Origin of the sequence: Helicobacter sp. 16-1353 (assembly GCF_003288815.1) — a bacterium.
Lineage (GTDB): Bacteria > Campylobacterota > Campylobacteria > Campylobacterales > Helicobacteraceae > NHYM01.
In genome coordinates this window covers 23,943-38,233 of the sequence record NZ_NHYM01000002.1, presented here as the reverse complement: position 1 = coordinate 38,233, position 14,291 = coordinate 23,943, and the positions used below count along the sequence as shown (strand labels likewise).

The window sequence follows — 14,291 nt, the reverse complement described above, 5'->3', positions numbered from 1 at the left end:
TAGAATCTAATCATTTTAAACTTCGATACTCAAATACCATTTTCAAAATCCATATTAGAACTTATAATAAATCTTGTATTTTTATATATAAATTCTATTTGTTTTGAGTGTAGCATTAATCTATCTGCACCAAAAATTTCTTTTCTTTTTTTCTCATCGAATGTTTTATTTAGATAATCTCTAGTGTGCGTATCATCAACCCCATATAGGCATTCACCAACAATTCTATGTCCAATATGGTTTAAATGCACTCTTATTTGATGTGTTCTTCCTGTGATTGGATAAGCTTTTATTAGTGTGGTATTATGTGTTTGATTGTATTTTATCGCTTCTATTTTTGTTATGGCTTTTTTGCCATTTGGGGAAACGATTGAGCGAATTCCTAAATCCTTTTTTTTATTTTGCTCTAAAATATTTAAGTCAATAACGCAATCCCCTATCTTTCCATAAACTAAAGCTAAATAGATTTTTTTAACCTCTCTTTTTTCAAAAGATTTTTTTAGAATAATCTCACTTTGTTTATTTAGCGATACAAGTAGGATTCCGCTTGTCTCAAAATCTAATCTATTTATTGGGTTTGCATTATCCCCAAAATAAAACTTTATACTATCAAGCAAACTTAAATGATAGAATCTCCCCTTTGGATGAACCAAAAGTTTTGGCGGTTTGTCAAATACAACAAAATCTTTTGTTTTAAAAATCGGCTTAATCCCTAAATCTTCTGCTCTAAATCTATTAATCCAAATATCACCAAATAGGATTCCAGCTTTTTCTTTAAATGACTTATCATTAATAAAAATTCTACCTTTATCAATGATTCTTTGTGCGTCTTTTTGTGATAAATGGAGATTTTGTTGTAGGAATAATGTGGCTTTTATGGGATATTTGATGTGAAATTTTTGCTTTATAAAGGGCATTATTTTAAAAGTATTTTCATTAATTTTAATGCTTTAAATCTATGCGAGATTGTATCTTTCACCACATCGCCTAAAACAGCCAAACTCTCACTATAGCCATTGGGGATAAATATAGGGTCATATCCAAATCCACTTTCCCCGCTTTTGTTTGTTACTACTTTTCCATTTAAGAATCCGTGTGTTGTTAGGATTTGCTCATTTTTTAAAACTGCAACACAAGATATAAAAGTAGCCTTTGAGGATTCTAGCCCTTTATTTTTTAGGCTATTTATTAGTTTATTTATATTTGCTTCATCGCTGGAATCCTTTGCTTTTAATATAGATTCTTTATCGCTAAAATCATCAATATTTGCATATCTGCTTGAATAGATTCCGGGCTGATTATCTAGGCTTTGGACGCATATTCCGCTATCTTCACTCATAAGGATAAAATCTTTACTTAAACTTTTTGGTAGTTTTTGGCTTAAAAATCTAAGTTTTAAAATAGCATTATCCTTAAAACTTTCACCATTTTCAACAACACAAAATGGCTCTATAAACTCAGTATAAACTCGCACATAATGCTCTTTAGATGGACTAAAAATACTCTCTATTTCTTTTACTTTGTGTTTATTTTGACTAAATAAAATAATTTTCAAATTTACAACTCTTTAATGAAATTTTTGTAGAATTATGCTCTTATATTGCCAAATAAAAAATTAAATAGTCGGTGAAAAATGTTTAAAATTGTAGGTTCTTTGTCTTTGATAGCAGGGCTTCGCTTTTTTGGGTTATTTGTTGTTATGCCTGTTTTAGCACTATATGCCATAAGTTTAGATGCAAACAATATGACATTAATAGGATTAGCCATTAGCTCATATGCTATTAGTCAAATAATATTTCAAATTCCATTTGGAATCTTAGGTGATAAGTATTCTAAACGCAATGTTATTGCTATGGGATTGGTTATATTTATAATCGGCTCACTTATTTGTGCATTTGCTTCTAGTGTTGAGATGATAATAATTGGTCGTATAGTTCAAGGAGCAGGGGCTATTGGGAGTGTTGTAAGTGCTAAAATAACAGATTTAATAAAAGAAGAAAAACGCGGTAAAGCAATGGCGTTTATGGGGGTTGCAATATTTATAAGCTTTATTTTAGCAATGATTATTGGTCCTAGTGTGGGAATGAGATATGGCGTAGATAAGCTATTTTTATTGACGGCGTTATTGTCATTCTTTGCTATTATTTTATTATATGCGATTGTCCCTAAAGCACCACATTTGGAATATACTATAGATACAAATAAAAAAATGTATCTTAATATTTTAAAAAATAAAAATATAATGATTTTAAATATAAGTGTTTTATTGCAAAAATTTTTAATGACTTTTGCTTTCACTATTATTCCTATAACCTTAGTTCATCATCTAGGTATGCTTGAGAAAGATATTTGGAAAGTTTTTGGAATCTCTGCGATAATAGGGCTTCTTGCTCTTATCCCTGCGATGATTATCGCTGAAAAATATAAAAAACCAAAAGCAATCATACTCATTGCTATAATCTTTTTTGCGATTGCCTATATGCTTATGGGATTTGGTGATTTGAGAGATAAACTTATTATTTTTTCCATAGGTGTTGTGCTATTTTTTAGTGCATTTTGTATACATGAACCACTTTTGCAGAATCTAGCTTCCAAATATCCTAAAATGCAAGAAAAAAGCCTATCACTTGGAATCTTTACTACATTTGGATATTTAGGCTCATTTTTAGGCGGAGTTGTAGGTGGAAAATTATTTGAAAAAATAGATTTTATATATATTTCTGTAATTATCGCTATATTTGTGCTGTGTTGGTTTATTTTATTTATTTTCTTAAATAATCCAAGTTTGCAAGAAAATATATATATGAAATTAAAAATTATCCCTAAAAACCTAGATAATATTAATGCTATTTCAGGTGTTATTGAAAGCTATATAAATAAGAGTGAGAATCTTTTAGTAGTAAAATATAATAATAAAAAGATTAAGAAAGAAATATTAGAGGAAAAAATAAGGTTAGAATTGCAATGATAAGTAAGAAGATTCTAAGCATTGTAGGTAAAACAAATGCTACATATGGTTTAATAAAAGAGGGCGATAAGATTCTACTAGGATTAAGCGGGGGAAAAGATTCTATGCTTTTGGCTACTATATTAGCAAGAATGCAATCTCACGCCCCATTTAAGTTTGAATTTAAAGCTTTGACTGTTGATTATGGGAGAGGTGGAGAATATGACTATATTTTTGAATATTGCGAAAAATTAAAGATTCCATATGAATTATATAGAACAACGATATACCAAGCCCTAGAGGAAAAAAAGCGACCAAATAGCTCATATTGTAGTTTTTGCTCTCGCCTTAGACGCGGAGCCTTATACTCTAAAGCATTAGAAGGTGGATATAATAAAATAGCATTAGCACATCATTTAGACGATGCTGCGGAGAGCTTTATTATGAATCTAAGTTTTAATGGGGCTTTGCGTTCAATGCCTCCAATATATAAAGCTGGAAATGGGCTTTTTGTCATTCGTCCTTTAATCTTTGTAAGAGAGCGTCAAATAATAGATTTTATAAAAAATAATGGAATCTACATAGCACCTGATTGTAATTGCCCTATAAATTGGCATAGCGATGATAAGAAACCCTATGCTAGAGAAAATGCCAAAAAGCTATTAAAAGATTTAGAGGATGCGAATGAAGAGTTTTTTATCTCGCTAAAAAAAGCGATGAGTAATATTCACATAAACACATTTTGCGATGAAAGATATTTGGATTTATAATATTTTAGAGATTAAAAAATAGAGCAAGAGAATCTCCCCTTGCTCTATGTAGATTCTATCCTTTAGAATCTTATTTTTTTAAATCTTTTTCAAGTTTTTCTACAACTCTCCAAGTCGAAATCACAGAATCTGGATTTAGCGAGATGGAGTCTATCCCCTCACGCACGAGGAATTCCGCAATTTCTGGGTAATCGCTTGGGGCTTGTCCGCAGATTCCACAATATTTATTATGCTTTTTGCACGCCGCAATTGCCCTTTTAAACATCTCTAGCATAGCAGGATTCCGCTCATCAAATATAGAGCTAACTAGCTCACTATCCCTATCCACGCCCAAAGTAAGCTGAGTTAGGTCATTTGAGCCGATTGAAAAGCCGTCGAATAATTGCAAGAAATCATCTGCCAAAATCACATTTACTGGAAGTTCACACATCACATAGATTTCCAAGCCATCTTTGCCAGATTCTAGCCCATTTCGTCGCATAATCTCCAATACTTTTTTGCCCTCTTCGGGTGTTCTTAGGAAAGGCACCATAACTTTCATATTTGTTAATCCCATCTCATCTCGCACTTTTGCCAAGCCTTGACATTCCCATTCAAAGGCAGTTCTATAAATATCAGAGTAGTAGCGATTTGCCCCTCTATAGCCAAGCATAGGATTTTCCTCGTGTGGCTCATATGGTGCTCCGCCAATCATTCCCTTATATTCATTTGTTTTAAAGTCGCTAGTTCGCACAATCACAGGATTTGGGTAGAATGCAGAAGCTATCATTCCAATCCCCTCAGCAATCTTGCTAGTGAAGAAGTCTTTTGGATTATCATAACCACATATAATATTTTTTATAGTCTCATAATCTTGCACATCTGTTTTGCCATTTTGCATATCGACTAACGCCACCGGGTGGGCTTTAATGCTATTTATAATAATTAATTCCATTCTAGCTAATCCAACGCCATCATTTGGTAGTTGTGCGAAAGAAAAGGCTTTTTCTGGATTCCCAACATTCATATAAATCTTAGTTTTTGTTTTCCCTAAATCCGATATATCTTCGACATCAATATTAAAATCAAAGATTCCATTATATACGAAGCCTTGCTCACCCTCCGCACAAGAAACAGTTGCTTTAATGCCATTTGCAAGTTTTTCAGTCGCCCCAGTCGCCCCAACGATTGCCGGCACTCCAATTTCCCTAGCTACAATTGCCGCATGGCAGGTTCGCCCACCTCTATTGGTGATGACTGCCGCAGCTTTTTTCATAGCTGGTTCCCAATCTGGGTCAGTATTATCAGTTACTAAAATATCACCTTCTTTAATCCCGCTCATAAGTCCAATATCTTCGATTATCTTAATCTTTCCGTGGCTTATTTTATCGCCAATCGCCATACCTTTTACAAGTGTGTGAATCTTATCGACTGGTTTTTTAAAGCTAAATTTTTCGATTCTATTTATATTATTTGTTTTTTGCTTTTGGCTCTGCACTGTTTCTGGTCTAGCTTGCACGATAAAAATATCTCCACTATTACCATCTTTCGCCCACTCAATATCCATTGGGCGGTATTCTCCAGCCTCTTTGGTGTAATGCTCTTCGATGATTATTGCGTATCTTGCAAGTGTCAAAATGTCTTCATTGGTGATTGAAAATGTGGTGAGTTCTTCGATTGTAGTTGGTATATTTCGTGTTGGTCTATCGCTTCCTAGCGGGGCGTAAACCATTTTTATATCTTTTTTACCCATTTCTTTTTTAATAATTGGGCGTTTGCCTTGCTTTAAAGTTGGCTTAAATACATAGAATTCATCTGGATTAACTGTGCCACCTACGACATTCTCACCCAATCCCCAGCTTGAAGTAATAAATACAGCATCTTTAAAGCCCGTTTCTGTGTCGATTGAAAACATAACCCCAGAGCTTCCTATATCGCTTCTAACCATTTTTTGCACTCCCACAGAGAGAGCGATTTTAAAGTGGTCAAACCCTTTAGTAGCTCGATAGCTTGTAGCTCTATCGGTAAAAAGTGAAGCCATACACGATTTTACATAATGTATTAGATTCTGTGCCCCCTTTACATTTAGAAAAGTGTCTTGCTGTCCGGCGAAACTTGCATCGGGCAAATCCTCTGCTGTTGCCGAGCTTCTAACTGCTACATCTGCATTATTCATATTATATTCTTTGCTTAGAATCTCATATGCTTGAAGTATTTCATCTTTTAAATCTTGTGGAAATGGTGTGGTGAAAATCAGCTCCCTAATCTTCTTACTCCTAGCCTTTAGCACATCAATTTCGGAAACATCAACATTCTCAAGTAAATCTATGATTTTTTGGCGGATATTCCCACTATCTAATAAATACCAATAAGCCTCACTTGTGATTGCAAAACCATTTGGAACCTTAATGCCAACTTGGTTTAGCTCTTGAAACATCTCTCCAATACTTGCGTTTTTTCCCCCAACAATCGGCACATCTTTATTGTTAATCTCTTTAAAAAACTTTATATACCTCATTATGCAACTCCTAAGTAAAAATTATCCTAATATTATAAAACAATATCCTAGAAATTTTTGCTTAAAATGATTAAAATTTGATAAAAACATATAAGTTGGAGAATTATGCTTAAACATATAACCATTAAATCTATAAAAAAAGGCATAGTAAATGAAATAATAGAATCTTTTTATAATGATACTAATATTAAGGTTTATATAAATGATTATTTGGAGATTATGTTTATTTGCTTGGATAATGATTTAGAACCTCTTGTTCGTGGATATTTGAGTAATATAAAAAAAGATTTTATACAAAATATAGTGGTAGAAAAAAATAGTATTTTCGTCCAAGTAAGCCTAAAAAAAGATGAATTTCTTAATCTTTTAAAGGATAGGGAAGTGATACAAACTTGCGAATCTATCACTTTAACAGATAATTTGATGGATAATAAGAGGAATAAAGATAAAGTTATCATTCCATTTAATAATAGCAGAAGAAATATTCATATAAATGATTTATTAGAATCTTGTAGAGATTTTTATAACTTTGATTGTAGCGATTCCTATCTTTGTCGCTCTAAAATCGTATTTTTAGGCAATAATGGGGAGTTTTTAAATATTGTAGAATCCTATGATATAAATCCCAAAAATGCAGTTTATAAGGCGATTGGTTTGGCTAAAACAAAGAGAGATGAATTATTAGATTCTATTATTTTTATTAATTTTAGGCTTGATGTAGAGATATTAAAAAAGATTATTTTATCCAAAATAACTTTTATCGTTTTTATAGAGAAGCCAAGTTTTGCCGTTTTACGATTTGCTCAAAAGTTTGGACTTACACTAAGCCAATATATACCTACAGAAGAGATGAGGATATTAACACATAGCACAAGGATTAATTAATCTTAGCTTTATTGAGATTTATTTTTGATAGCAATATACATCATTGCAATATCGTAGAATCTACCTCCCTTTTTTATATATTACAAATAAATATTACTTTTATGGACATAAAATTAAAAAAATTTTAATAAATACTTTTATTTAAGTTAAGTTTCATCATAGTAAAATGATGAGCTCAATATTAAGATGAGCAGAAAAACAAAAGGAGAAAGAATGATAAATAGAATTAGCTCTTTTATGGTTAGAATAGTTAATCGATACTTGCCTGACCCTTTGGTATTCGCGATACTTTTAAGTATCATAGTTTTTGTCTTTGGGCTCTTTACCGTTACGCCAGAGGAAGGCGAAACTGCCATTATGTCTATGGTAGGCTTTTGGGGTAGTGGCTTTTGGGGGCTTTTAGCTTTTACTACGCAAATGGCGATGATAGTAGTTACTGGCTTTGCCCTAGCAAGCTCTGAGCAAGTTAAAGCATTACTTACTAAAATAGCCTCTATTGCTAAGACGCCTAAGCAAGGAGTGGCATTAGTCGTATTTTTTGGAGGTATAGCTAGTCTTATAAACTGGGGTTTTGGGCTAGTAGTTGGAGCTTTATTTGCTAAACAAGTGGCACGAAATCTAAAAGCAGTCGATTATGGTTTGCTTATCGCTTGTGCCTATATGGGCTTTATGACTTGGGGGGGGGACTTTCAGGCTCTATGCCCCTTTCTGCTGCTACCGCTGATAATATTATCGTTAAAAACTATCTAGATGGTATTCCAATACCGTTAAATGAGACTATTTTCACTGGATATAATCTCTTTGTATGTGCGGCAATTCTAATCTTAGTTCCTATTTTAGCAACCTATATGGTGCCTAAAAATCCAAAAACCGTCGACCCTGCCTTACTAGCTGAAGAACCAAGCTTTCAAAAAAAGCTTCCAAAAGATGCTCCTCCCGCACTGAAAATGGAAGAAAGCGTAATCTTAGCTTATACTATAGTTGTAGTTGGAGTGGTTTATTTGGGGAATCATTTCTATGAAAAAGGCATAGCTGGACTCGATATAAATACAGTTAATCTTATCTTTGTAGTAATTGGTTTAGCACTCCATAAAACGCCTATGGCTTATATGAGGGCTATTAGTAGTGCGGCTAAAAGCACAGCTGGTATTTTAGTGCAATTTCCATTTTACGCAGCTATTGCTTTAATGATGGAGCATAGCGGTTTGGGTGGTATTATTACAGATTGGTTTGTAGATGTTTCTAATAAGGAAACCTTTCCAGTGCTAACATTTTTTAGCTCAGCTGCTATAAACTTTGCCGTGCCAAGTGGTGGTGGACACTGGGTTATACAAGGACCTTTTATTATAGAAGCGGCTAAAAGTTTGGGTGCTGATGTAGGAAAAGCTACTATGGCTATAGCTTATGGTGAGCAGTGGGCAAATATGGCTCAACCTTTTTGGGCACTTCCCGCACTCGCTATAGCTGGGCTTGGCGTTAGGGATATTATGGGGTATTGTATTACAGCATTAATATTTACTGTGCCTATATTTGTTATCGGGCTTTATTTTTTCTAAATATAAGTTTTAAGCTTGCCTTGGGGTATTCCTAAGGTTTAGCTTATTAATTCTAAATAGGTTTTGTAAAATCACTTCCCCTAAAATCCACTAAGATTTTCAAAGCTAGTTAAAATAAATCACCACTTCGTAAAACTTGTCATCTTTGATGATTTCAAAGCTGAAATCTAGCTCTTTGCTTATTTTTTCCAAGATTTTTATGCCAAGTTTGGAGCTAAAGAGATTGACCTCGCCGCCTTGTTCGTTTTTGACGCGGATTATCTTGCGGGATTTGCTGGAATCTGTGCTAGATTCCGCTGAATCCAAGGATTCTCCGCTAGAATTTAGAGCAGATTCCGCCCTAGATTCCCCAGATTTTACACGAGATTCCACAGATTCCGCCGAATCTAAGCTAGATTCCGCCACGGATTCCACGCCAGATTCCCCAGAATCTTCGATAGAAATCTCTATTTTAGTCCCCATTTTAGCGTATGCAATGGCGTTTTCAAAAATCGACATAAACATTTTCACAAATAGATTCCGCCTAGATTCCAGCATAAAATCATCACCTAGAATTTCCACTCTAAGCCCACGATTTTTTAGTAGCAAATCCACCTTGGAAATCGCCTCGCTAATCTCGCCCTTTACGCTAAAAACAGCCTTTTCATCAAAGTCAAAAATATTAAAATAAAGTATGCTTTTGACCTCCAAATATAGCCGTTTTATGTCCTCATTAATGTCGCTTATAAAGCTCTCTTTGGCGTATTTTAGGTTCTCGCTATACTTCTCAACCCTAGCTTTTATGATAGCCATTGGCGTTTTAAGCTCGTGTGTGGCGGTCGCAAAAATCTCATTATCCTTTTTCCTAAGCTCGTCAAATCGGCTCACCAACGCATTTAGCGCGTGTTCGATTTGCTTTATCTCGCTCCCCACATTTTTATCATTCAAATAAAATTTATTGCCATCTTGGTAATTTTTACACTGATTTGCCAAATGCCCCAAGGGAAGCAAAAGCCGATTGATAAAATAAACGCCCAAGATTCCCACCAAGACCAAATAGCCCAAATGCTGGAAAATAAGAGCCTGTGTAGCCTCTAATATATACTTTCTAACCTCGCTGTCATCACTTTTTAGATTAAAATATGTGCCGTTTTTTAGCCTCTTAGAGACGGCGATTTCGTATTCTTTTGGCTCGTATTTCTCATCGCTAAAGAAAAACTCAATCTCCCTCGCACCGCTTTTTTTAAGCACAGAAGTCATATGGGGGATATTGTAAAGGAATCCAAGCTCGGTTTTATCCTGCTTTTCTTTAATATAATCCATACTCTCACTCAAAGCGTGGGATAGGAGAATCTCCAAATTATCCCTTTTTTCGTTATTGATGTGATTTAGTAAAAAGGTCAAATTTATCGCAAAATACACGCTTATAAGCGCTAGGAAAAACGCTGTAATTCTGCCCTTTAGCGACTTAATCAACTACAAACCCCCTTGTTTTTATGGTGCGGATAATCTTTGGATTGATTTTTTTGCGAATGCGTGAGATTAGCTCATCAATGCTATTTGGCAAAACGCTCTCTGGGTGCAAGTATAGATTGTCAATAATCTCATTTTTGCTAAAGATATAGCCGCGTTTGGAGAGCAATAAAAATAGCAGATTAGATTCGTTTTTGGTTAGATTGACAGGCGTATTTTGACAAAGAATCTGCTTTGTGGAGAGATTTATATGCGTGTCCTCAAACTCATAAATATCGCTGTAAAATCGGCGGTTTAGCGCGTAGATTCTTGCCTTCAACTCCTTATTATCAAAGGGCTTTTCCAAGTAGTCGTCTGCCCCTTTAAGTAGCCCAGTAACCTTATCATCGACGCTACTCATCGCAGAAATGACTAAAATTCCCATATTTGGATTTTTAGCTTTGGCGTATTTTATGACCTCATTCATAATATCAATCCCATAAAAGTTCCTATCCAGCACCAAAACTTGATAAATATAAGAATCCAAATACGCCTCGATATCCTCTCTATTATCGACCGCATCGACCTTGAAGCCCTCTAGCTCAAGGGATTCTTTTGTCAGCTCCAACAGCGTCTTTTCATCATCAGCAATTAAGATTCGCAAAGATTTGCCCCTTTAATATTTTTTAATATTGTAATTTCTAAGATTCCGCCAATAAACCACGCTTTTAAAATCACTATTTTAGCCTATTTCGCTTTTAGGTCGCCAAGGTAGATTCTCAAATCCTCCTTGCCAAACATCGCATATAGCTTATTTGCAAGTCGCTCTAGTTGCTCTTTTTCCCTAGATTCCACCAATAACTCAATTTTGCCATAGTCAATCCGCCCTGTTACTCGCTCTTTGGCACTTGTTAAATTCTTCGTATTATATTGCTTACAATCAAAATAATAAAAGTTATCAAACTCGCTCTCTAGCAAGCAATCCACGACCATATCCTTAAAATTATCCCTAAAATAAATCTGCATTACATTCATATTTTTACTCCTTATAATCCAACTTTTTACAATCCAACTTTTTTAGCCAAGAATCTAAACGCCGGAGGCAAAATCACTAGTGTCAATATGCTTGAAGTCGCCAATCCACCCAAAATTACAATCGCCAAAGGTCGCTGCACCTCGCTTCCCACGCCACTTGAAAGTAGCAATGGCAATAATCCAAACCCAGCGATAAATGCCGTCATAAGAACTGGTCGAAGTCGCCTTTTCGCCCCCACTCTTACCGCCTCATCGAGCTTGTAGCCACTTTTTAGGAGCGCGATAAAGTAGCTCACCATAACAAGCCCATTTAAAACCGCAATACCAAATAACGCGATAAATCCCACGGACGCGGGAACGGAGATGTATTCGCCAGTTATAAAAAGTGCGATTAAGCCCCCAGTTACGGCAAATGGGATATTTAGCAAGATGAGTAGGGCAATTGAAATATGCCTAAAAGTGAAAAATAATATGAAAAATATTACCACGATACTAAGCGGGATTATCGTCATTAGCCGTTTTTGCGCTCTCTGCTGGTTTTCAAACTGCCCTCCGTAGGTGATTTGATAGCCCCCATCTAGTATTATTTCTTCACTTATCTTTTGCTTTATCTCATCGACATATCCGCCTAAATCTCTGCCTATAACATTGCTTCGAACCACGCTCATTCTAAGGCTATTTTCCCTATTTACTTGCACTGGACCATCGACTTGACTAATTTCAGCAATCGCATTAAGTGGCACCGCGACGCCCTTATCGCTGGTGATTTCTAGCATTTTAAATCTATCCACATCATCTGCCAAGCCACTATCCATGCGAATAATTACTGGCGTGGTGATGAATCCTTGCGGGAGACTTGCCACTCTAAGCCCATCAAGCGAGGCTTGGAGGAACTTTTGAAACTCCGCCATACTAATCCCAAGATTCGCCATAGCAATCTTATTTGGCGTAACTTGGAGGTATGTGAAGCCCTCATTTAGTGTGGTAAATATCTCGCTAGAGCCTTCAATTGTGCCTAGCAAGTCCGCAATCTCCACGCTAAGCTCATTTAGTCGCTCAATATCGCTCCCAAAGATTTTAATCGCCACATCGCCCCTAGCTCCAGTTAGCATTTCAGAAGTCCGCATTTCGATTGGCTGGGTGAATCCAAAGCTAATGCCCTTGAAGTCGCTTAAAGATTCCTTGATTTTATCTTGAATCTCCTCTTTTGTTTTGACCTCCCATTCCGCCTTTGGCTTTAGGACGATGAAAGTGTCGCTTTGGTTTAGCCCCATTGGGTCTAGCCCTATCTCATCGCTCCCAGTTCGTGCCACTATGCTTTGTATCTCGCTTACATTTTCTAAAATCTGCTTTTGGATTTTTAGGTTTAGCTCTTTGGATTGATTTAGCGAGATTGATGGGGGCGTCTCAACGCTAAGAATTATATCGCCCTCATCTAGCGTCGGCATAAACTCGCTCCCCACGAAAAAAATAAGGCTAAAACTAGCCACTAAAAACGCAATTGCCGCACTAAAAACAATCTTAGTGTGTTTTAATGCAAAATCCAGCACCGGCGAATAAAGTGTGTGGAAAATTTGATTTAGCTTCGTATCTTTATGCGGCGTTTGCTTTAAAATAAACGAACTTAGCACTGGGATAATGCTTAGAGATAGCACGAGTGAGCCAAAAAGTGCAAAGACGATTGCAATGGCAACTGGGGCGAATAATTTCCCCTCTAAGCCCTCAAGTGTTAAAAGCGGCATAAAGAATAAAATAATAATTAAGATTCCGCTAAATACGGGGAGAGCGACCTCTTTTGCGGCTCGATAGATGATGTGGAGCTTGTCTAATTTGCCTTGTCGTTCGCCCAAGTGCAAAAATATATTTTCCACCATTACCACCGCGGAATCTACTAGCATTCCCACGGCGATTATTAAGCCCCCTAGGCTCATTAGATTTGCCGTAATGCCAAAGATTTTCATCATTATAAAGGCAAATCCAAGTGCCAGTGGCAAAATCACACTAACGGCAATTGCGGCGCGAATATTCCCTAAAAATAAAAATAGCGTGATTACGATTAAAACGACCGCTTCTAATAGGACTTTTTGGACGCCATCGACAGCTTTTTGCGTGAGATTCGACCTATCGTAGAAAACCTCGATACTCACGCCATTTGGGAGATTTGGCTTTAACTCTTCCAAACGCTGTTTTATTCCCTCAATCGCCTCTTTGGAGTTCGCCCCTTTCAAGGACAGCACAAGCCCCTCTGTAGTCTCGCCTACGCCGTCTTTGGTAACGAATCCAAGCCTAGTTATATACTCATCATCAACAATCGCAAAATCGCTTAATCGCACGAATCCATTTGCCGTTTTTATGGGAATCTGGGCGATTTCATTTTTATTTTGTGCGGAGCTTTGGACTTTGACGATAAACGCCTCTCCAGCGATATTTATGCGACCTGCTCCGGTGTTTTGAAGATTCGCATTTAGGGCAGATTCTATATCGCTAATTTGGATTCCTAGATTTGCCATTTGGGTGAAGTTCGGCACGATTGTAATCGCCCTCGCTTCGCCACCAAGCGAGTTTACATCAGCTACGCCCTTGATATTCCGCAAAGCTGGGCGAATGGTAAAGTCCAAAAGCTCCCTTTTTTCCTTTTGCGAGATGTCGCCCTCGATTACAAACATAAACATTTCCCCAAGCGGCGTGGTTATAGGAGCCATACCACCAGTAACGCCGGGTGGCATATCGCCTAGGATTCCGCCTAGCTTTTCAGCGACCATATTTCGCGCCTTATAAATATCCATGCCCTCATCAAAATCGATTGTAATATCGGCAATGGCATATTTTGAAATGCTTCGCAAGGTTTTCTGTCCCTCTAGCCCTAATAATTCGCTCTCTAGTGGGCGAACTATGCGGTTTTCCACCTCTGTAGGTCCCATTCCGGGGGCTTTTAAGATGATTTTGACTTGCGTTGAAGAAATGTCTGGGTATGCGTCGATTGGGATACTTATGAACGAATAAGTTCCTACAAGCAGTATCGCAAGACCGAAAATTATCATAATTATCCGCTGACGAAGCGAAAACTCGATTATATTTTTTAGCATAAATTTTCCTTTAAAACTTTTAAAAATGTGCTTTGACACCACCGCAGAATGCGACACTTGCACCTCACATAAATCTTTAAAAAT

At 36.4% G+C, this 14,291-nt stretch carries 12 protein-coding genes; 5 read left to right on the top strand and 7 right to left on the bottom strand.

The window, feature by feature from the left end:
- Nucleotides 1–29 precede the first annotated feature (29 nt).
- On the bottom strand, nt 30–917 hold the full coding sequence (locus CCY99_RS01505) for an RluA family pseudouridine synthase (RefSeq protein ID WP_112059650.1): 888 nt from the start codon (nt 915–917) through the stop codon (nt 30–32).
- The gene (locus CCY99_RS01500; protein ID WP_112059649.1) at nt 917–1,555 is read right to left on the bottom strand and encodes a non-canonical purine NTP pyrophosphatase; all 639 of its coding nucleotides are present in this window, start codon (nt 1,553–1,555) and stop codon (nt 917–919) included. Before CCY99_RS01500 ends, CCY99_RS01505 begins: the two co-directional genes overlap by 1 nt.
- Nucleotides 1,556–1,633: 78 nt before the next feature.
- Here CCY99_RS01500 and CCY99_RS01495 point away from each other — a divergent pair, with 78 nt between their 5' ends.
- On the top strand, nt 1,634–2,968 hold the full coding sequence (locus tag CCY99_RS01495; RefSeq protein WP_112059648.1) for an MFS transporter: 1,335 nt from the start codon (nt 1,634–1,636) through the stop codon (nt 2,966–2,968).
- A complete protein-coding gene (locus tag CCY99_RS01490) occupies nt 2,965–3,717 on the top strand; it encodes an ATP-binding protein (protein ID WP_112059647.1) in 753 nt (250 codons plus the stop codon). Before CCY99_RS01495 ends, CCY99_RS01490 begins: the two co-directional genes overlap by 4 nt.
- Nucleotides 3,718–3,787: 70 nt before the next feature.
- Here CCY99_RS01490 and ppsA read toward each other — a convergent pair whose 3' ends face one another.
- Nucleotides 3,788–6,214, bottom strand: coding sequence for a pyruvate, water dikinase (gene ppsA, locus CCY99_RS01485; RefSeq protein WP_112059646.1), 2,427 nt, complete (start codon nt 6,212–6,214; stop codon nt 3,788–3,790).
- A gap of 105 nt (nt 6,215–6,319) precedes the next feature.
- Between ppsA and CCY99_RS01480 the strand changes: the two genes are divergently transcribed.
- From CCY99_RS01480 to CCY99_RS01475, 3 genes are all read left to right on the top strand, one after another.
- A complete protein-coding gene (locus CCY99_RS01480) occupies nt 6,320–7,099 on the top strand; it encodes a formate dehydrogenase accessory sulfurtransferase FdhD (protein ID WP_112059645.1) in 780 nt (259 codons plus the stop codon).
- A gap of 213 nt (nt 7,100–7,312) precedes the next feature.
- A complete protein-coding gene (locus CCY99_RS09675) occupies nt 7,313–7,849 on the top strand; it encodes a TIGR00366 family protein (protein ID WP_220092222.1) in 537 nt (178 codons plus the stop codon).
- On the top strand, nt 7,774–8,655 hold the full coding sequence (locus CCY99_RS01475; RefSeq protein ID WP_220092221.1) for a TIGR00366 family protein: 882 nt from the start codon (nt 7,774–7,776) through the stop codon (nt 8,653–8,655). The genes CCY99_RS09675 and CCY99_RS01475 overlap by 76 nt, the downstream gene beginning before the upstream one ends.
- A gap of 105 nt (nt 8,656–8,760) precedes the next feature.
- On the opposite strand, the gene CCY99_RS01470 is transcribed toward CCY99_RS01475, so the two are convergent.
- From CCY99_RS01470 to CCY99_RS01455, 4 genes are all read right to left on the bottom strand, one after another.
- Nucleotides 8,761–10,110: a HAMP domain-containing sensor histidine kinase gene (locus tag CCY99_RS01470; RefSeq protein ID WP_112059644.1), complete on the bottom strand. Its 1,350-nt coding sequence runs from the start codon at nt 10,108–10,110 to the stop codon at nt 8,761–8,763.
- On the bottom strand, nt 10,103–10,750 hold the full coding sequence (locus CCY99_RS01465) for a response regulator transcription factor (protein ID WP_112059643.1): 648 nt from the start codon (nt 10,748–10,750) through the stop codon (nt 10,103–10,105). Before CCY99_RS01465 ends, CCY99_RS01470 begins: the two co-directional genes overlap by 8 nt.
- An 83-nt stretch (nt 10,751–10,833) precedes the next feature.
- Nucleotides 10,834–11,121, bottom strand: coding sequence for a DUF3240 family protein (locus tag CCY99_RS01460; protein WP_112059642.1), 288 nt, complete (start codon nt 11,119–11,121; stop codon nt 10,834–10,836).
- Nucleotides 11,122–11,147: 26 nt separating this feature from the next.
- Nucleotides 11,148–14,207, bottom strand: a complete 3,060-nt coding sequence (locus tag CCY99_RS01455; RefSeq protein ID WP_112059785.1) for an efflux RND transporter permease subunit — start codon at nt 14,205–14,207, stop codon at nt 11,148–11,150.
- Nucleotides 14,208–14,291 lie beyond the last annotated feature (84 nt).